The organism is Streptomyces sp. NPDC043726, from assembly GCF_056436565.1.
In genome coordinates this window covers 492,118-509,979 of sequence record NZ_JBWKCI010000008.1, presented here as the reverse complement: position 1 = coordinate 509,979, position 17,862 = coordinate 492,118, and the positions used below count along the sequence as shown (strand labels likewise).

Below are 17,862 nucleotides of genomic sequence, written 5' to 3'. Positions count from 1 at the left end.
ACGCCCGGTTACATTCCGAACCCGGAAGCTAAGCCTTACAGCGCCGATGGTACTGCAGGGGGGACCCTGTGGGAGAGTAGGACGCCGCCGAACAATCTTTGGGAAGGACCCCTGGTCACCAGCGTTCAGCTGGGACCAGGGGTCCTTTCGTTTTTACAATGCTTGTAGTACCGAAGACAGGAGTCACCGATGTCCACCAACTCTCCCGACGAGCGACCGGAGCGCGACCAGCGGCGACGGGACAGTGGGGACCGCGGCGAGCGTGGTGGCTACCGCGGCGACCGCGACCGTGGCGGCTTCCGTCGAGACGACCGGCGTGATGACCGCCGCGACGACCGTCGAGACGGTGGCCGGGGTGGCGAGCGCGGCGTTGACCGTGGTGGTTACGGCCGGCGTGATGACAACCGGCGTGATGACAACCGGGGCGGTGGCTACGGCCGTCGCGATGACCGGCGTGGTGACGACCGTGATCGTGGTGGGTACCGCGGCGACCGTGACCGGGGCGGCTTCCGTCGGGACGACCGTCCCGGCGATCGGCGTGACGACCGTCGTGATGGTGACCGCGGACCCCGTCCGGCGTTCCGTCGGGACGACCGTCCGGGCGACCGTCCGAGCGGCCCGCGCCGTGACGACCGCGGCGGCTTCCGGCGTGACGACCGTGGCGACCGCGGCGACCGTCCCTCGTTCCGCCGGGACGACGACCGTGGTGGCTACGGCCGGCGTGACGACAACCGGCGTGATGACAACCGGGGCGGTGGCTACGGCCGTCGCGATGACCGGCGTGGTGACGACCGTGATCGTGGTGGGTACCGCGGCGACCGTGACCGGGGCGGCTTCCGTCGGGATGACCGTCCCGGCGATCGGCGTGACGACCGTCGTGATGGTGACCGCGGACCCCGTCCGGCGTTCCGTCGGGACGACCGTCCGGGTGACCGTCCGGGCGGCCCGCGCCGTGACGACCGTGACCGCGACCGCGGCGGCTTCCGGCGCGACGACCGTGGGGACCGGGGTGACCGCGGCGGCTTCCGCCAGGATGACCGGCGCGACGACCGTGGGGACCGTCCGTCGTTCCGCCGTGACGACCGCCGCGACGACCGCGGAGACCGTGGGGACCGTCCGTCGTTCCGCCGTGACGACCGCCGCGACGATCGACGTGACGACCGCCGGGACGGGGACCGTGGTGGGTTCCGTCGGGACGACCGCGGTGGCCGTGGTGATCGGGGTGACCGCGGTGACCGGGGTGGCTTCCGTCGGGACGACCGTGGTGGGCGCCCCGGTGGGTTCCGTGGACGGGACGACCGTGGTGGCCGCGACGACCGGCGTGGTGGCGGTGGCTACGGCCGCCGGGACGACCGGGACCGGGACCGCGATCGCGAGCCGATCAAGCGGCTGCCGATCCCCGAGGACGTCTCGGGCGACGAGATCGACAAGGACGTACGGCAGGAGCTGCAGAGCCTGCCGAAGACGCTGGCGGAGGATGTCGCCAAGAACCTGGTGATGGTCGCACGGCTCATCGACGAGGACCCCGAGGGCGCGTACGGCTACTCCAGGGTGGCCCTGCGACTCGCGTCGCGTGTCGCCGCCGTACGGGAGGCCGCCGGTTTCGCCGCCTACGCGAACCAGAAGTACTCCGAGGCGCTCGGGGAGTTCCGGGCCGCGCGGCGGATGACCGGGACCGTGGAGCTGTGGCCGCTCATGGCCGACTGCGAGCGTGGGCTCGGGCGGCCGGAGAAGGCGCTGGACATGGCCGGGGCGCCCGAGGTGCAGAAGCTGGACAAGGCCGGGCAGGTGGAGATGCGGCTCGTCGCGGCCGGCGCCCGGCGTGACCTGGGGCAGCTGGACGCGGCCATCGTGACGCTGCAGAGCCCCGAGCTGGCCTCGAACTCCGTGCAGCCGTGGACCGCGCGGCTGCGGTACGCCTATGCCGACGCGCTGCTCGCGGCCGGGCGGGAGAGCGAGGCGCGGGAGTGGTTCGCGAAGGCCATCGAGTCCGACAAGGACGGCAGCACGGACGCCTCGGACCGGCTCGCTGAGCTGGACGGTGTCGACTTCGTCGACGCTCTCGGTGACGAGGAGGCCCAGACTCCTGAGAGCGACACCGAGACTCGTGAGGACGAGGCTCGTGAGGATGAGGCCGGAACTCCGGACGTCTCCGACGACAAGGAGTAGGCGCGCTTGAGAAGGGGCGGATCCCGAGAGGGGCCGCCCCTTTGCGCGTCTACAGGGTCAGTGCTTTACAGGTCCAGCGCGCGAAGGACCAGGCCCGAGGCCGGTTTCGGGCCGAACGACGTCGACTTGCGGGGCATCGTGACGCCCTGGCGGGCCAGGTCGCGGACGACTTCCTCGCGGACCGGGTGCATCAGTACGGCCGTACCGCCGTCGCGTTCCGCCTTGCGGACGGTGGCCGCCGCGTCGTGGATGTAGGCGATGCGGGTGGGGTCGTCCTCGGGGATGTGCCAGACGTGGTCGAGGAGCGTTGCGTGCAGGACCGTCGCGTCCAGGGTGCGCCACGCGCGCGGGCGGTCGGACGGGATCGTGCGGGTCAGGAGGTCCGGGTCCGGCTGGTCCACGAGGTGGAAGGCGCCGTCGCCGGCGAGCAGGAAGGCGTTGCCCGCGCGGGCGGCCTCGGCGAGGGCCTCCAAGGCTTGCGGGAGAGGGCCTGCCACTTGCCGTACGCGGAACCGGCCCTCCAGGGGTGCCACCGCGTCCGCGACCGGCAGGCCGTGCAGGAGGCGGTGGATGGCCCGCACGCGCAGGGGGTAGCGGGCCGTGTCGACGAGGAGGACCAGGCCGTAGTCCCAGGGGCTGGGGGAGGGGTGCTCCGCGCGTAGCCGGCGGTAGGTCGCCCAGCGGTGGTGGCCGTCGGCGATGAGGGCCTGGTGGCGGGCCAGGTCGGACTGGATGAGGGTCACGTCCTCGGGGGCGGTGATCGCCCAGAGGCGGTGGCGGAATCCGTCCTCGGTGGTGGTGGCCAGCAGCGGGGGCTGTTCGATGATGCGTTCGAGTACGGCGGAGGTGTCGGCGGCCGAGCCGTTGCCGCGGTAGGTGAGGAGCAGGGGCTCCAGGTTCGCCGAGGTGGCGCGCATCAGGCCGGCGCGGTCTGCCACCACATGAGGCATGACGTCCTCATGGGGCAGGACCACATGTTCCGAGGGTTCCGACAGACGCAGGGCGCCGATGACTCCGCGCTGCAGCAGGCCGCTCGCGTCGCTCTGTTCGTAGACGTAGAGACCGGGTTCGTCGTCGGCGGTCAGGACGCCCTCGGAGAGCCAGCGGCGCAGGGTGTCGGCCGCCTGTTCGTTGCGCGTGCTCGGGGTGCCGGCCTGGGGGAGGATCAGGCGGACGATGTTGTGCGGGTCGGCGTCCTGGAGGTGGTGCAGGCCGTCGGGGCGGACGACGACGTCGTACGGCGGGGATGTCACGGCTGCCAGGCTGCCGACCCGGTCGGGGTCGTAGCGAAGGCCTCTGAACGGGGTGAGTTCGAGGCCCCGGCGCGCCTTTGCTTCCGGGTGACCTGCTGTGTTCATCCCGGCATCGTACGTGTGTCAGTGGCATGCGGGATGATCGGGGGAAAGCCGTCGAACGAGGAGCGATGCGGAATGAGCCAGACCGTCAGGACGAGCCCCGCGGGCAGTGGCCGAGCCCTGAGCGAGGCGTACGACACGGCGCTGCTCGACCTCGACGGGGTGGTGTACGCGGGTGGGAACGCGATCGTGCACGCGGTCGAGTCGCTGGCCACGGCCCGCGAGGGCGGGATGCATCTGGCGTACGTCACCAACAACGCCCTGCGGACCCCGGACACGGTGGCCGAGCACCTGACGGAGCTGGGCATACCGACCGGCGCGGGCGACGTCATCACCTCGGCGCAGGCGGTGGCGCGGTTGATCAGTGAGCAGGTGCCGGAGGGTTCCCGGGTGCTGGTCATCGGCGGTGAGGGACTGCGGGTGGCGCTGCGCGAGCGGGGGCTCGTCCCCGTGGAGTCCGCGGACGACGATCCGGCGGCTGTCGTGCAGGGGTTCGGCGGGCCGGACCTGGCGTGGGGCCGGTTCGCCGAGGCCAGTTACGCCGTGGCGCGCGGGGTGCCGTGGTTCGCGTCCAACACCGATCTGACGATTCCGAGCGGGCGTGGGATCGCGCCGGGCAACGGCGCCGCGGTGGAGGTCGTGCGGATCGCCACCGGTGCCGAGCCGCAGGTGGCGGGCAAGCCGCTGCCCCCGATGCACCGGGAGACGATCCTGCGCACCGGCGCCGAGCGGCCGTTGGTGGTCGGGGACCGGCTGGACACGGACATCGAGGGGGCGTTCAACGGCGAGGTGGACTCGCTGCTGGTGCTGACCGGCGTCACCGACGGCGCCCAGCTGCTGGCGGCGCCGCCGCAGCACCGGCCGACGTATGTGGACGCCGATCTGCGGGGGTTGCTCACCGGGCAGCCGGAGGTCGAGGCGGAGGGGGACGGCTTCCGGTGCGGTGGCTGGATCGCGACGGCCGGGGCCGACCGGCTCGAACTGGAGGGTGAGGGCGAGGCGCTCGACGGGCTGCGCGCGCTGTGTGCGGCGGCCTGGACGGCGGCCGGGGAGGGTTCGTGCGCGCTCGACGGGGGGAAGGCGCTGGCCAGGCTGGGTCTGTGAGCCCCGGTCAGGGTTTGCGCAGGTGGTGCCCGCCTCGGCATCGAGATCGATGCGAGGGTAGGCTAACCTAACCGGGTGTTGGTCGACAGTCCTCCTGAACAGCGCGCGGAAACCGCCCCCGCGCCCCCAACCCGCCGGGCGATACGTCCCCTTGGGCTGCTCCTTTCCGCCCTGCTCCTGGTGCTCGTGGCACTGGCGAGCATCGCGATCGGCGCGAAGGACCTCTCCATGGCGCAGGTCTGGCACGGCCTGTTCCAGGACACGGGGACGTATGGCGACGTCGTCGTCGACGAGCGGGTGACGCGGACCGTGCTGGGGCTGCTCGCCGGTGCCGCGCTCGGTCTCGCGGGGGCCGTCCTCCAGGCGCTCACCCGCAATCCGCTGGCCGATCCGGGACTGCTCGGCATCAACGCCGGTGCCTCCGCCGCCGTGGTCACCGCCATCACCTTCCTCGGCGTCACCTCGGTGAGCGGGTACGTGTGGTTCGCCTTCTTCGGCGCCGCCGCCGTCGGGGCGCTGGTCTGGTTCCTCGGCGGCAGCCGGGGCGCGACGCCGGTACGGCTGGCCCTCGCCGGCACCGCGATCAGCGCCGCGCTCTACGGCTATCTCCAGGCCGTCATGATCTCGGACGACGCGGCGCTCGGCCGGATGCGGTTCTGGACCGTGGGCGCGCTGTCCACGGCGACCGACTCGACCATCAAGCAGGTGCTGCCGTTCCTGCTGGTCGGCATGGTCCTCGCCCTCGCGCTGGCCCGGCCGCTGAACGCCATGGCCATGGGAGACGACACCGCCAAGGCGCTCGGCGCCCACCTCAACCGCACCCGGGCGCTGTCCATGCTGGCCGCCACCGTGCTGTGCGGGGCCGCGACCGCCGCCTGCGGACCGATCGTGTTCGTCGGCCTGATGGTGCCGCACGTCGTGCGCTCCTTCACCGGCCCCGACATGCGCTGGATCCTGCCGTACGCCGCCGTCCTGTCGCCCGTGCTGCTGCTCGGCGCCGATGTCATCGGACGCATCATCGCCCGGCCCTCCGAGATCCAGGTCGGCATCATCACCGCCATCCTCGGTGGCCCGGTGTTCATCTTGCTCGTACGACGGCGGAGGACGGCGCAGCTGTGAAGACCAACCGTGCTGTGCGGACCCCGGGCGGGCTGTCGGTCCGCTTCGACGTCCGCGCCCTGACCGTCGTACTCCTGCTGCTGCTCACCGCGCTCGCCGCGAGCGTCGTGCTGATCGGTACCGGGGACTTCCCGATCTCGGCGGGCGACGTGCTCAAGACGCTGGCCGGGAACGGGGACGCGGGGCAGGAGTTCATCGTCAACGAGCTGCGGCTGCCGCGCGTGCTCGTCGGGCTGCTGGTCGGCGCCTCGCTCGGACTCGGCGGCGCGCTGTTCCAGGCCGTCTCCCGCAACCCGCTGGGCAGCCCGGACATCCTCGGCCTCGGCCAGGGCGCCACGGCCGGGGCGCTCACCATGATCGTGCTGTTCTCCGGGAGCGCGACCCAGGTCACCGTCGGCGCCCTCGTGGGCGGCCTGGTGACGGGACTTGCCATCTATCTGCTCGCCTGGAAGCAGGGCGTGCACGGATACCGGCTGGTCCTGGTCGGTATCGGTATGTCGGCGATCCTCACCGCGATCAACGGCTACCTGCTCACCGTCTCCGACATCGTCGACGCGGCCCGTTCCGTCGTCTGGATGACCGGCTCCCTCAGCGGCCGGGACTGGACCCAGGTCTGGCCGCTGCTCGCGCTGTGCGCGGTGCTCGTACCGCTCGTGCTGGGCAACGCGCGGGGGCTGCGGATGATGGAGATGGGCGACGACGTCTCCAACGCCCTCGGTGTGCGGGTCGAGCGGGTGCGGGCGCTGCTGATGGTGTCCGCCGTCCTGCTCACCGCCGCCGCCACGGCCGCCGCCGGACCGGTCAGCTTCGTCGCGCTCACCGCCCCCCAGCTCGCCCGGCGCCTGACCCGCTCGCCCGGCCCGAACCTGGTGCCGTCCCTGTGCATGGGCGCCGCCCTGCTCGTCACCGCCGACTGGGCCTCGCAGCGGATCTTCGGCGCCGACCAGATGCCCGTGGGCGTGGTCACCGGTGTCGTCGGCGGCGGCTATCTGCTGTGGCTGCTGGTCACCGAGCGCAGGGCGGGCCGGATATGAGCGGCACCGCCCACAAGAACAGCACCAGCAGCACAAGGAGCACTGTGAACCGCCTGTCCGCCGAGAACGTCACCCTCGCCTACGACCAGCGGGTCATCGCCGAGCAGCTCTCGGTGGAGATCCCCGACAACTCCTTCACGGTGATCGTCGGCCCGAACGCCTGCGGCAAGTCCACGCTGCTGCGGGCGCTGTCCCGGATGCTCAAGCCGAGCCAGGGCCGGGTGCTGCTGGACGGGCAGGTCATCCAGTCGATGCCGGCGAAGAAGGTCGCACGGACGCTGGGCCTGCTGCCGCAGTCCTCCATCGCGCCCGACGGCATCACCGTCGGCGACCTGGTGGGCCGCGGCCGCTACCCGCACCAGGGCCTGCTGCGCCAGTGGTCCACCGAGGACGAGCGGGTCGTCCAGGAGTCGATGCGGCAGACCGGGGTCGCCGAGCTGGCCGACCGCTACGTCGACGAACTCTCCGGCGGCCAGCGCCAGCGCGTGTGGATCGCGATGGCGCTCGCCCAGCAGACGCCGCTGCTGCTCCTCGACGAGCCGACCACCTACCTCGACATCCAGCACCAGATCGACGTCCTCGACCTGTGCGCGGAGCTGCACGAGGAGCAGGGCCGCACGCTCGTCGCGGTGCTGCACGACCTCAACCACGCCGCCCGGTACGCCACCCACCTGATCGCCCTGAAGGGCGGCGAGGTCATCGCGGAGGGCGCGCCGAACGACATCGTCACGGCCGAGCTGGTCGAGGAGGTCTTCGGGCTGCGCTGCCAGATCATCGACGACCCGGAGACGGGCACGCCGCTGGTGGTGCCGGCCGCCCGCAAGGCACGTACCGGGAGCGACCTGAAGAAGGTGGCGGCTACAGAAGCTTCCTGAGGACCAGCAGGTCCCGCACGCCCGCGTGCAGCTTCACCCGGCCCGAACCCCAGGCCTTGGCGAAGTGCAGGTCGCCGTCGACCAGCGCCACCAGGTCGTCGCCGGTCATGGCCAGTCTGATCTGGGCCTTCTCCGGCGGCGGGCCCTGCAGGGTGTCGTGGACATGGATCCGGCCGCCCTGGAGGCGGCCGGCGAAGGTGACGTCCAGGTCGGTGATGTGACAGCTCACCGAGCGGTCCAGGGCCGCGGCGGCGGCGACGTCCCCTTCGGCGTGCTGCATGTTGTCCGAGAGCTTCTCGAGTGCGGCGCGGCACTCTGCGATCGTGGCCATCGCGATCGACGGTACACCGGTGCCACGAGGTAGCGTCTGGGCATGAGCGACTCTGTGCCGGAGACCGAGGCCCCTCAGGAAGCGGCGGTCGAGATCTCGTACGACCCCGCCGCCCCGGCCCCCCTGGGCGTCCCCCGCACGCCCACCGGCAACGCCGAGGTCGACGCCCAGCTGGAACGGCTGGCCGACGCCGACCACCTCGCCACGGACGGACACGTCGAGGTGTACGAGGATGTACACCGGGGGCTGCGCGACGCGCTCACCGCGCTCGACGCCCGCCCGGGACCTCCGGTGCCCCCTCCGTCGTATGGCAGTAGGAGCTGAACCGAACGTGGCAGGAGTCGCACGTCGCCGTCTGGACGCGGAGCTGGTCCGCCGGAAGCTCGCGCGCTCGCGCGAGCACGCCAGCCAGCTGATCGCCGCCGGGCGGGTCACCGTCGGCAAGACCGTAGCGACCAAGCCGGCCACGCAGGTGGAGACCGCCGCCGCGATCGTCGTCTCCTCCGACGGCAGCGATCCCGAGTACGTCTCGCGCGGCGGCCACAAGCTCGCCGGGGCGCTGGAGGCGTTCGTCCCGCAGGGGCTCGTCGTCAAGGGGCGGCGGGCGCTGGACGCGGGGGCGTCCACCGGTGGCTTCACGGACGTCCTGCTGCGGGCGGGGGCCGCGCACGTCGTCGCCGTGGACGTCGGATACGGACAACTGGCCTGGACTCTTCAAAGTGATGAACGCGTCACCGTCAAGGACCGTACGAACGTACGCGAGTTGACGCTCGAAGCGATCGATGGGGAGCCAGTGGATCTTGTCGTGGGGGATCTGTCCTTCATCCCGCTCGGACTGGTGCTGCCCGCCCTTGCGCGGTGCGTGAAGCCGGACGCCGATCTGGTGATGATGGTCAAGCCGCAGTTCGAGGTGGGCAAGGAGCGCCTCGGCAGCGGGGGTGTGGTGCGCAGCCCGGAGCTGCGCGCCGAAGCCGTACGGGGAGTGGCACGGCGGGCCTGGGAGCTGGGGCTCGGGGTGCGGGGGGTCACGGCGAGTCCGTTGCCGGGGCCCTCCGGGAATGTCGAGTACTTTCTGTGGCTGCGGTCCGGGGCACCGGAACTGGACCCGGCCGACGTTGACCGTGCAGTGGCGGAGGGGCCGCGTTGACACAGAACCGAGCTCGTACTGTTTTCCTGCTGGCCCACACCGGTCGGCCGGCGGCGATCCGCAGCGCCGAGCTGGTGGTGAAGGGGCTGCTGCGTGAGGGTATCGGCGTGCGGGTGCTGGAGTACGAGGCCGCCGATCTGCCCTTGCCGGAGAGCGTGGAGCTGGTCAAGGAGGCCACTCCGCAGTGCCTCGACGGGTGCGAGCTGCTGATCGTGCTCGGGGGTGACGGGACGCTGCTGCGGGGGGCGGAGTTCGCGCGGGCGTCCGGGGTGCCGATGCTCGGCGTCAATCTCGGGCGGGTGGGGTTCCTCGCCGAGGCCGAGCGGGACGATCTCGACAAGGTCGTCGACCGGGTGGTCACCAAGGCGTACGAGGTCGAGGAGCGGATGACGGTCGATGTCGTCGTCCATCAGAACGGCGACATCGTGCACACGGACTGGGCGCTGAACGAGGCGGCGGTGCAGAAGGCCGGCGCCGAGAAGCTGCTGGAAGTCGTGCTGGAGATCGACGGGCGGCCGGTGACGGGGTTCGGGTGCGACGGCATCGTGCTGTCCACGCCCACCGGGTCCACGGCGTACGCCTTTTCCGCCGGCGGGCCGGTGGTGTGGCCCGAGGTGGAGGCGCTGCTGATGGTGCCGATCTCCGCGCACGCGTTGTTCGCCAAGCCGTTGGTGACCTCGCCGGATTCCGTGCTCGCGGTCGAGGTGCTGCCGCACATCCCGCCGGGGGTTCTGTGGTGTGACGGGCGGCGGACCGTGGAGTTGCCGCCCGGGGCGCGGGTCGAGGTGCGGCGGGGGGCTGTGCCGGTGCGGCTGGCCCGGCTGCATCACGCCTCGTTCACGGACCGTCTCGTCGCCAAGTTCGCGTTGCCCGTTTCCGGGTGGCGCGGGGCGCCTCACTAGCAGGTCCACTCCCCTGGGTGACAGGGCGCCTCGCATCCCGGCGCCCTTACCTCGTATGGTCGTGCCGTGCTGGAAGAGATGCGGATACGGTCGCTCGGAGTCATCGACGACGCGGTCGTCGAGTTGTCGCCGGGGTTCACCGCCGTCACGGGTGAGACGGGTGCGGGCAAGACCATGGTGGTCACCAGCCTCGGGTTGCTGCTCGGCGGTCGGGCGGATCCGGCGCTCGTGCGGATCGGGGCCGAGAAGGCGGTCGTCGAGGGACGGGTCACCGTGCCCTCGGGCACCTCGGCCGTCGTACGGGCCGAGGAGGCCGGGGCCGAGCTGGACGACGGGGCGCTGCTGATCAGCCGTACCGTTTCGGCCGAGGGACGGTCGCGGGCCCATGTCGGGGGCCGCAGTGTTCCCGTCGGGCTGCTCGCCGAGCTGGCCGACGACCTGGTGGCCGTGCACGGGCAGACCGATCAGCAGGGCCTGCTGAAGCTGTCCCGGCAGCGGCAGGCGCTCGACCGGTACGCCGGGGACGGCGTCGCCGTGCCGCTCGCCAAGTACGGCGAGGCCTACCGGCGTCTGCGGGCCGTCGCCACCGAGCTGGAGGAGATCACCACGCGCGCGCGTGAGCGGGCCCAGGAGGCCGACATGCTGCGCTTCGGGCTCGACGAGATCGCCGGCGTCGAGCCGCGCGCCGGGGAGGACGTGGAGCTGGCGGAGGAGGCGGAGCGGCTCGGGCACGCCGAGGCGCTGTCGTCCGCCGCCACGGCCGCCCACGCGGCGCTCGCGGGCAACCCCGAGGACCCCGAGGGCATCGACGCGGCGACCCTGGTGGCGGGGGCCCAGCGGGCCCTGGACGCCGTACGGTCGCACGACCCGGCCCTCGCCGCGCTCGCCGACCGGATCGGTGAGATCGGGATCCTGCTCGGCGATGTGGCGGGGGAGCTGGCGGGCTACGCCGACGACCTCGACGCGGATCCGCTGCGGCTGTCCGCCGTCGAGGAGCGGCGGGCCGCTCTCACGGCGCTGACGCGGAAGTACGGCGAGAACGTCGCCGCCGTGCTGGCGTGGGCCGAGGAGGGCGTGGCGCGGCTGACCGAGCTGGACGGCGACGACGAGCGGATCGACGAGCTGACGGCGGAGCGGGACGCGCTGCGCGTCGAACTGGGCGGGCTCGCGCAGGCCTTGACCGACGCGCGCACCGAGGCCGCCGAGCGGTTCGCGGCCGCGGTGACCGCCGAGCTGGCCTCGCTGGCCATGCCGCACGCGCGCGTGTCCTTCGACATCCGGCAGAGCGAGGACCCGGAGGGCGTGGAGGTCGGCGGTCGTACGGTCGCGTACGGGCCGTCCGGCGCGGACGAGGTCGAGCTGCTGCTCGCTCCCCATCCCGGTGCGCCGCCGCGGCCGATCGCCAAGGGCGCCTCCGGCGGTGAGCTGTCGCGCGTGATGCTGGCCGTGGAGGTCGTGTTCGCGGGGACGGATCCTGTGCCGACGTATCTCTTCGACGAGGTCGACGCGGGTGTCGGTGGCAAGGCGGCGGTGGAGATCGGGCGGCGGCTGGCGAAGCTGGCGAAGTCGGCCCAGGTCGTCGTCGTCACGCATCTTCCGCAGGTCGCCGCCTTCGCCGACCGGCAGTTGCTGGTGGAGAAGACCAACGACGGTTCTGTCACGCGGTCCGGTGTGAAGGTGCTCGAAGGCGAGGACCGGATCCGGGAGCTGTCCCGGATGCTGGCGGGGCAGGAGGACTCGGAGACCGCTCGGGCGCATGCGGAGGAGTTGCTGGCGACGGCTCGGTTGGACCGGTAGCGCCTACGGGGGTGCCGCTTTCGGTTGTTCGGCGGGTGCGGGTGCGTGGGGGCTGGTCGCGCCCGCGCGGCGTAGCCGCAAATCGACACAGCCCCGCGCCCCTGGGTGTGCTTATCTTGCCGGATGCTCATTCGCGCTGCCCTCACCGGGTTTCTCGCCCGCGCAAGTCTTCACGCACTCCGCGCCAACGCCCCCGGCGGGCGCGAGCGTTGGGAGCGGGTCAACCATGCCGGGAACACCGTCGATCTCTGCGCCGGGGCCGCCGGTTCGCTTGCCGTAGCCCTCACCAGCGGGCGGGTCGGGGTTCCCGTCCTGCTCGCCGGGGTCTGTGGGGCTTATGACGATGTCGTCGGTGCCGGGGATCCTCGCCGTGGGTTTCGGGCTCATCTGTCGGCCCTGAAGGACGGGGAAGTCACCAGCGGGGCCGTGAAGTTGTTCGGGGTCGGGGCCGCCGGGCTGCTCGCGGGGGCGCTGCTCAAGGAGCGGGCCGTGGACAAGGTGCTCGCCGGGGTCGTCGTCGCCGGGGCCGCGCACTTCGTCAATCTCGTGGACGTACGGCCGGGGCGGGCCGTCGGTGTCGTGCTCGGGCTCGGGGCGGCCGGGCTGGTGCGGGGCGGGGCCGCGGGGGAGTTGTCCGCCGCGGCCGTGGGGGCGGCGGCGGCCGTGCTGCCGGACGACGTCGGGGAGCGGTCGATGCTCGGGGACACGGGTGCGCATGCGCTCGGGGCCGCTCTGGGCGCCGCCGTCGTCGCCGGCAACGGACGTGCCGGGCTCGTCGCCCATGCCGCCGCGCTGGTCGCCGCCGCCGTCCACGGGGACAGGGTGAGCGACGTGGCACGGTCGCGACTCGCGGACATCCGTCCGGTGACTCACCCGAGTGGGTGATGGGCTGCGACCGCGGCCGTCGTCCCTTCGTTCCCGGAACCTCCGCGCGTCCTGGCATCCTTGGCAGTGCATCTCGTACGCGCAGGGATCCTCGCGGTTCACCCCCTCCGCTCGATCCTTCTGTACTTTCTTCGTGACCGCCCGACCCCGAACCAGGAGCCCGGCCACGTGACCCCCGTGAGCAGCCACTCACCGCACGGCCAGTCGCCGCTGCGCACCGTGCAGGTGCTGGGCGGAGGCAACGCCGGCAGCAGTGTGCACGTGCGGTCGCTCGCTTCGGGGCTTGTCGCGAGGGGCGTGCGGGTCACCGTGTGCGCCCCCACCGAGGCCGATCACCTCTACGGCTTCAGCGGCGTCGGCGCCGAACACGTGCACGTGCCGCGCAGCAGCGACCCCGGTTCCGTGGCCGCGCTCCGGGCGGCCTGCGCGGACGCCGACCTGGTGCACGCGCACGGGCTGCACGCCTCCTTCCGCGCCGTGCTCGCGCTCAGCGGCCGGCGCACGCCCCTGGTCGTCACCTGGCACGACCGGGCGCACGTGGAGGGCGCCCGCGCCCATCTCGTACGGCTGCTGGAGCGGCGCGTGGTGAAGGCGGCCTCCGTCGTCCTCGGCACGACCTCCGCGCTCGTGGACCGGGCCCGCCGCACGGGGGCCCGGGACGCGCGGCTCGCCGCCGTCTCACTGCCCGGGCCTCGCCGTCCGGCCGAGAACGAGCACGACGAGGCCGAGCGGCTGCGGCCCAAGGTGCGGGCCGAACTCGGCGCCACCGGACGCCCGTTGCTGATCGCCGTCGGCTCGCTCGAACGGCATCGCGGCTACGACGTCCTGCTGGACGCCTGCCGCGCCTGGCGCCGGCTCGATCCCCTGCCGCTCGTCGTCATCGCCGGCGAGGGGCCGCTGCGGGGCGAACTCCAGCGCCGTATCGAGGAGGAGGGGCTGCCGGTGCGGCTCATCGGGAGCCGGGACGACGTGCGCGAACTGCTCGCCGCCGCCGACCTCGCCCTGCTGCCCAGTCGGTGGGAGGCGCGGTCCGTCCTCGCGCAGGAAGCCCTTCACGCGCGCGTGCCGCTCATCGCGACGGAGGTCGGCGGACTGCCCGAACTCGTCGGCGACGCCGCCGAACTCGTCCCGCCCGGCGATCCCGAGGCGCTCGCCGCCGCCGTCACCCGACTGCTCGACGATCCCGCGCGGTGCGAAATGCTCAGGGCCCGGGGGCTGCGGCAGGCCGCCACTTGGCCGACCGAGGACGAGACCGTCGCCCAAGTGCTCAGCGTGTACGACGAGTTGACGCAGCCCCGGCCGCTCATCTAGCGCCGCTGACCTGAGGCTGCTGACGCAGAGCCGTTGTTCTACGGCACGTGCCGGCGCGCCCGCAGCGCCAGGCTCAGCGCCAGGACCGCCTGCGGGTCGTCCAGGTCCGTGCCGAGCAACTCGCCGATGCGGGCGAGGCGGTTGTAGAGGGTCTGCCGGTTGAGGTGCAGTTCGCGGGCCGTCTCCGCCTTGCGCCCCGCGTGCGCCAGATAGGTCTGCAGCGTCGGCAGCAGCGGTGGCTTGGAGCGGGCGTCGTGCTCGCGCAGCGGGCCGATGGCGCGCTCCACGAAGGCCGCGAGGTCGGGATGGTCGCGCAGCCGCCACAACAGCAGGTCGATGTCCAGGCGGCGGGCGTCGTACCAGGGGCGGTCGGTCAGGCCCTGCGCCGCCGTCGCCGTCTCCGCCGCGTGCCGGAGGCTCGCCGAGGCCGCCGCCCAGCCGCCCGCGACCCCGACCACGACGACCGGCGGCTGCGCTCCGGGCCGCTGCATCCCGGCTCGTTCCACCCCGGCCCGCAGCGCCGCCGCGACCCGGTCCGCGACCGCCGAGCGCTCCGACTCCGACCGCAGGCCCAGGAGCAGGGGGACGCGGCCTTCCACCGGCCGTACGCCCAGCAGCACCGGAACCCCCACCGACGCCAGCTCCTCGGCGACCGCGCGGGCCAGCACCGCCCAGCCACCGCCCGGGGACAGCGCGTCGCCGAGGCGCATCACCACCGGCAGCAGCGGACTCTCGCCCGGTTTGAAGCCGAGGACGCGGGCCTGCGCGGGCGCGTCCTCCGCGCTGATCCGGCCCTCGGCGAGGTCGGTGAGGAAGTCGCCGCGGCCCCGGGCGGCCAGCTCCTCCTCCTGCCGGGCCTGCATCAGCACCACGGCGAGGATGCCCGCGGCCCGCTCCGCCGCGATCCGGTGCACCGGCGCCAGCGGAGCCCGCACGGGCAGGAGCACCAGGCGGGCGCGGACCGACCCCGTGCCCGGACCCCCGCCCGGCACGTCCACCAGCACCGAGCCCGCCGGTGCCTCCTTGTGCTGGCCCCGCAGCCCCTCCCACACCTGGAGCGGATCGGCGTTCTCCGGGCCCGCTCCCGCGGCGTACAGAAGCTGTCCGTCGGTCGTCTCCAGGAAGACCGGGTTGCCGCTGAAGTCGGCCAGGATGCTGAGCACTTGAGGGATTCCGCCGCCGCCGAGCAGGGCCTCCGTGCAGCGCCGGTGGACCTCCTCGGCGCGCTGGAGGAGCGCGTAGTGGCCGTTGACGATCTCGGTGTGGACCTCCTCGGTGACCGTCACGAACGGCACCTCGCGGTGCAGTTGGACCAGCGGCAGGCCGGCCGCCCGTGCCGTGTCGACGAGGGCCGCCGGAAGCCGGGTGAAGCGCGGGCCCAGCTCCACCACGAGGGCGGCGATCCCGCGCTCGGCCAGCGTGCGGACGAACGCGCGCTGTTCGGCCGGTCGGGTGCCGAGGCCGTAGCCGGTGGTCAGCAGCAGCTCCCCGCCCTTGAGCAGCGAGGCGATGTTGGGGACCTCGCCCGCGTGCACCCAGCGCACGGTGCGCCCCAGACGGTCGGCGCCCGCCACGATCTCCGGGAGCCCGCCGCGCAGGCCGGGCAGCTCCAGCGCCCGCCGCACGGTGATGCCGGCGCCCTGGGTGTCGAATCTGCTGTCCATGCCGCTGTCCATAACCGGACGCTACCCGCGCCCGTGCTTCCGGGACATCTCCACGCGGTTACGGAGACGATCTTCCGGCCCCGGCGCACGACAATGCGTCGCGCCCCGTGGCGAATTGCACGACCGCGTGTCTGTTGTGGCATGCGTCACTCGGCCGTCACACTGGCGCATCCGGCAGGCAAGCCGGGCATGACCTTCGGATTTCGTTGCGAATGTACGGCGAGAGGGGCGGGAATGTCAGAGAATCCCACGCGAGAGGTCCATCGGCTCAAGGCGAATTCCGTAGGTCTGGTGGGTGTGGTGTTCATGGCGGTCGCGACCGCCGCGCCGATCACCGCCATGACCGGCAACCTGCCCATCGCGGTCGGCTTCGGAAACGGCACGGGCGCCCCCGCGGGCTATCTCTTCGCGACGCTCGTGCTGACGGTGTTCTCCGTCGGCTACGTCGCCATGGCCCGGCGGATCACCGCGGCCGGCGCCTTCTACGGCTACATCTCGCACGGCCTCGGCCGGATCGCGGGCATGGCGTCCGGGATGCTCGCCGTCCTCGCGTACGTCGTCTTCGAGGCGTCCATCGTCGGTGTGTTCTCCTACTTCGCGAAGACCACCGTCCACGACCAGCTCGGCGTCGACCTGCCGTGGATCCTGTACGCGGTCGCGATGCTCGCCGTCACGGCCGTGCTCGCGTTCTTCGACATCAACCTCACCGCCAAGGCGCTCGGCGTCATGCTGATCGCGGAGATCGCCGTCCTCTTCGCGGTCGCCACCGCCGTACTCCTGAACGGCGGCGGCCCCGACGGCATCCCGATGGAGCCCATCAACCCCGCGAACGCCTTCACCGGCACCTCCGCCGGGCTCGGCCTGTTCTTCGCCTTCTGGTCGTGGGTCGGCTTCGAGTCGACGGCGATGTACGGCGAGGAGTCCCGCGACCCCAAGCGGGTCATCCCGCGCGCGACGCTGATCTCGGTGATCGGTGTCGGGATCTTCTACATCTACGTCTCCTGGATGACCATCGCGGGCAACGGCCTCACGGGCTCCGTCGAGGTCTCCTCCGGCACCAGCCCGCTCGACCTGTTCTTCGACCCGGCGCACTCCTTCATCGGCGCCTGGGCCGTGGTCACCTTCCAATGGCTGCTGATCACCGGCTCGTTCGCCTGCGGGATGGCCTTCCACCAGTGTGCTGCGCGCTATCTGTACGCCATCGGCCGCGAGGGCTTCCTGCACCCGGCCCTCGGCCGCACCCACGCCAGGCACGGCTCACCGCACGTCGCGTCCTTCGTGCAGTCGGTCATCGCGGTCGCTCTGGTGGGCGCGTTCTGGCTGACCGACCAGGACCCGTACATCCACCTGTACACGCTGCTGGCGATCCTCGGCACGATGGCCATCCTCATCGTGCAGACCCTGTGCTCCTTCGCCGTCATCGGCTACTTCCGCAAGCACCACCCCGAGGACCGGCACTGGTTCCGCACCTTCACCGCGCCCCTGCTCGGCGGGCTCGGCATGATCGCGGTGGTGGGGCTGCTGGTCACCAACCTCGACACGGCGGCCGGTACGGCGGCGGACTCCCTGTTCTTCAAGGCCATCCCGTGGATCGTCGGACTGGTCTTCTTCGGCGGCCTGGGCCTCGGCTTCTACCTGAAGGCCAGGCGGCCGGAGCGCTACGAGATCATCGGCCGGATCGTGCTGGAGGACTCGGCCGAGCGCACGGAAACCCCCGTCAACGCCTGAGGAGCGAGAACCGTGCCACGAACGCCCTCGATGCACGCCCTGCGCACCCTCTTCGCCGACCACGCAGCCGCCGAGCGGCGCGGTCTGCCCGTGGCGCCGAGGCCCGCGTCCGTGGGTGGGCGCCGGAATCGCCGGACTCACCGCCGCCCTCACCCTGCACGACGCCGGGTACGCCTGCACGCTCTACGAGGCGAAGGCCCGGCTCGCCGCGCGGCGGCTGAACGGCATCGACGCCTTCTTCCCCGGCACCTCGGCCGCCTGGACCGGCCGGGCACAGCTGTCCGCCTGGCACCTCAACCCCTATGCCCAGGGCGCCTATTCGTACTGGCCCGTCGGGTACGTCCACCGGTACGTGGGCTACGAGGGGGTCGCGCAGGGCAACGTCCGCATCGGCGGCGAGCACTGCTCCGTACGCGAACCGGTCGTCCCCGGCAGCGCCTT

The 17,862-nt window shown here is 72.4% G+C and carries 15 protein-coding genes, 1 rRNA gene and 1 pseudogene; 14 read left to right on the top strand and 3 right to left on the bottom strand.

What is annotated here, in order from left to right:
• Positions 1 to 93: ribosomal RNA gene (gene rrf / locus AC068Z_RS25535) — 5S ribosomal RNA — on the top strand; the annotation flags it as partial.
• Positions 94 to 1,389: 1,296 nt separating this feature from the next.
• A complete protein-coding gene (locus AC068Z_RS25530) occupies positions 1,390 to 2,169 on the top strand; it encodes a tetratricopeptide repeat protein (protein ID WP_478559917.1) in 780 nt (259 codons plus the stop codon).
• Positions 2,170 to 2,234: 65 nt separating this feature from the next.
• On the opposite strand, the gene AC068Z_RS25525 is transcribed toward AC068Z_RS25530, so the two are convergent.
• Positions 2,235 to 3,527 (bottom strand): DUF1015 family protein, encoded by a 1,293-nt coding sequence (locus AC068Z_RS25525; protein ID WP_478559869.1) that lies wholly within the window; start codon positions 3,525 to 3,527, stop codon positions 2,235 to 2,237.
• 72 nt (positions 3,528 to 3,599) lie between these two features.
• Between AC068Z_RS25525 and AC068Z_RS25520 the strand changes: the two genes are divergently transcribed.
• From AC068Z_RS25520 to AC068Z_RS25505, 4 genes are all read left to right on the top strand, one after another.
• A complete protein-coding gene (locus AC068Z_RS25520) occupies positions 3,600 to 4,628 on the top strand; it encodes an HAD hydrolase-like protein (RefSeq protein WP_478559867.1) in 1,029 nt (342 codons plus the stop codon).
• 75 nt (positions 4,629 to 4,703) lie between these two features.
• Positions 4,704 to 5,747, top strand: a complete 1,044-nt coding sequence (locus AC068Z_RS25515) for a FecCD family ABC transporter permease (RefSeq protein WP_478559864.1) — start codon at positions 4,704 to 4,706, stop codon at positions 5,745 to 5,747.
• Complete coding sequence (locus tag AC068Z_RS25510) at positions 5,744 to 6,781, top strand: FecCD family ABC transporter permease (RefSeq protein ID WP_478559861.1); 1,038 nt, start codon at positions 5,744 to 5,746, stop codon at positions 6,779 to 6,781. Before AC068Z_RS25515 ends, AC068Z_RS25510 begins: the two co-directional genes overlap by 4 nt.
• Positions 6,778 to 7,656, top strand: coding sequence for an ABC transporter ATP-binding protein (locus AC068Z_RS25505; RefSeq protein WP_478559858.1), 879 nt, complete (start codon positions 6,778 to 6,780; stop codon positions 7,654 to 7,656). The genes AC068Z_RS25510 and AC068Z_RS25505 overlap by 4 nt, the downstream gene beginning before the upstream one ends.
• Here AC068Z_RS25505 and AC068Z_RS25500 read toward each other — a convergent pair.
• Positions 7,640 to 7,987: a sterol-binding protein gene (locus tag AC068Z_RS25500; RefSeq protein WP_478559855.1), complete on the bottom strand. Its 348-nt coding sequence runs from the start codon at positions 7,985 to 7,987 to the stop codon at positions 7,640 to 7,642. The two genes, AC068Z_RS25505 and AC068Z_RS25500, sit on opposite strands and share 17 nt — an antisense overlap.
• Positions 7,988 to 8,029: 42 nt before the next feature.
• On the opposite strand from AC068Z_RS25500, the gene AC068Z_RS25495 reads away from it, so the two are divergent.
• The 6 genes from AC068Z_RS25495 (at position 8,030) to AC068Z_RS25470 (ending at position 14,029) form a co-directional block, all read left to right on the top strand.
• The gene (locus AC068Z_RS25495; RefSeq protein WP_478559852.1) at positions 8,030 to 8,311 is read left to right on the top strand and encodes a hypothetical protein; all 282 of its coding nucleotides are present in this window, start codon (positions 8,030 to 8,032) and stop codon (positions 8,309 to 8,311) included.
• A 7-nt stretch (positions 8,312 to 8,318) separates the two neighbouring features.
• Positions 8,319 to 9,134: a TlyA family RNA methyltransferase gene (locus tag AC068Z_RS25490; RefSeq protein WP_478559849.1), complete on the top strand. Its 816-nt coding sequence runs from the start codon at positions 8,319 to 8,321 to the stop codon at positions 9,132 to 9,134.
• Complete coding sequence (locus AC068Z_RS25485; RefSeq protein ID WP_478559846.1) at positions 9,131 to 10,036, top strand: NAD kinase; 906 nt, start codon at positions 9,131 to 9,133, stop codon at positions 10,034 to 10,036. The genes AC068Z_RS25490 and AC068Z_RS25485 overlap by 4 nt, the downstream gene beginning before the upstream one ends.
• A gap of 78 nt (positions 10,037 to 10,114) precedes the next feature.
• Positions 10,115 to 11,833 carry a DNA repair protein RecN gene (recN, locus tag AC068Z_RS25480; protein WP_478559914.1) on the top strand — a complete coding sequence of 573 codons (1,719 nt, stop codon included), beginning with the start codon at positions 10,115 to 10,117 and terminating at the stop codon, positions 11,831 to 11,833.
• A gap of 123 nt (positions 11,834 to 11,956) precedes the next feature.
• Positions 11,957 to 12,718: a hypothetical protein gene (locus tag AC068Z_RS25475; protein WP_478559843.1), complete on the top strand. Its 762-nt coding sequence runs from the start codon at positions 11,957 to 11,959 to the stop codon at positions 12,716 to 12,718.
• Between the two features lie 168 nt (positions 12,719 to 12,886).
• Positions 12,887 to 14,029 carry a glycosyltransferase family 4 protein gene (locus AC068Z_RS25470; RefSeq protein WP_478559840.1) on the top strand — a complete coding sequence of 381 codons (1,143 nt, stop codon included), beginning with the start codon at positions 12,887 to 12,889 and terminating at the stop codon, positions 14,027 to 14,029.
• Positions 14,030 to 14,067: 38 nt separating this feature from the next.
• Here AC068Z_RS25470 and AC068Z_RS25465 read toward each other — a convergent pair whose 3' ends face one another.
• Positions 14,068 to 15,705, bottom strand: coding sequence for a PucR family transcriptional regulator (locus tag AC068Z_RS25465; RefSeq protein WP_478559837.1), 1,638 nt, complete (start codon positions 15,703 to 15,705; stop codon positions 14,068 to 14,070).
• A 222-nt stretch (positions 15,706 to 15,927) separates the two neighbouring features.
• Here AC068Z_RS25465 and AC068Z_RS25460 point away from each other — a divergent pair, with 222 nt between their 5' ends.
• Together AC068Z_RS25460 and AC068Z_RS25455 are read left to right on the top strand one after the other, a co-directional pair.
• On the top strand, positions 15,928 to 17,421 hold the full coding sequence (locus AC068Z_RS25460) for an APC family permease (protein ID WP_478559834.1): 1,494 nt from the start codon (positions 15,928 to 15,930) through the stop codon (positions 17,419 to 17,421).
• 115 nt (positions 17,422 to 17,536) lie between these two features.
• Positions 17,537 to 17,617 (top strand): annotated as a pseudogene (locus AC068Z_RS25455) (NAD(P)-binding protein); the annotation flags it as partial.
• Positions 17,618 to 17,862: the final 245 nt, after the last annotated feature.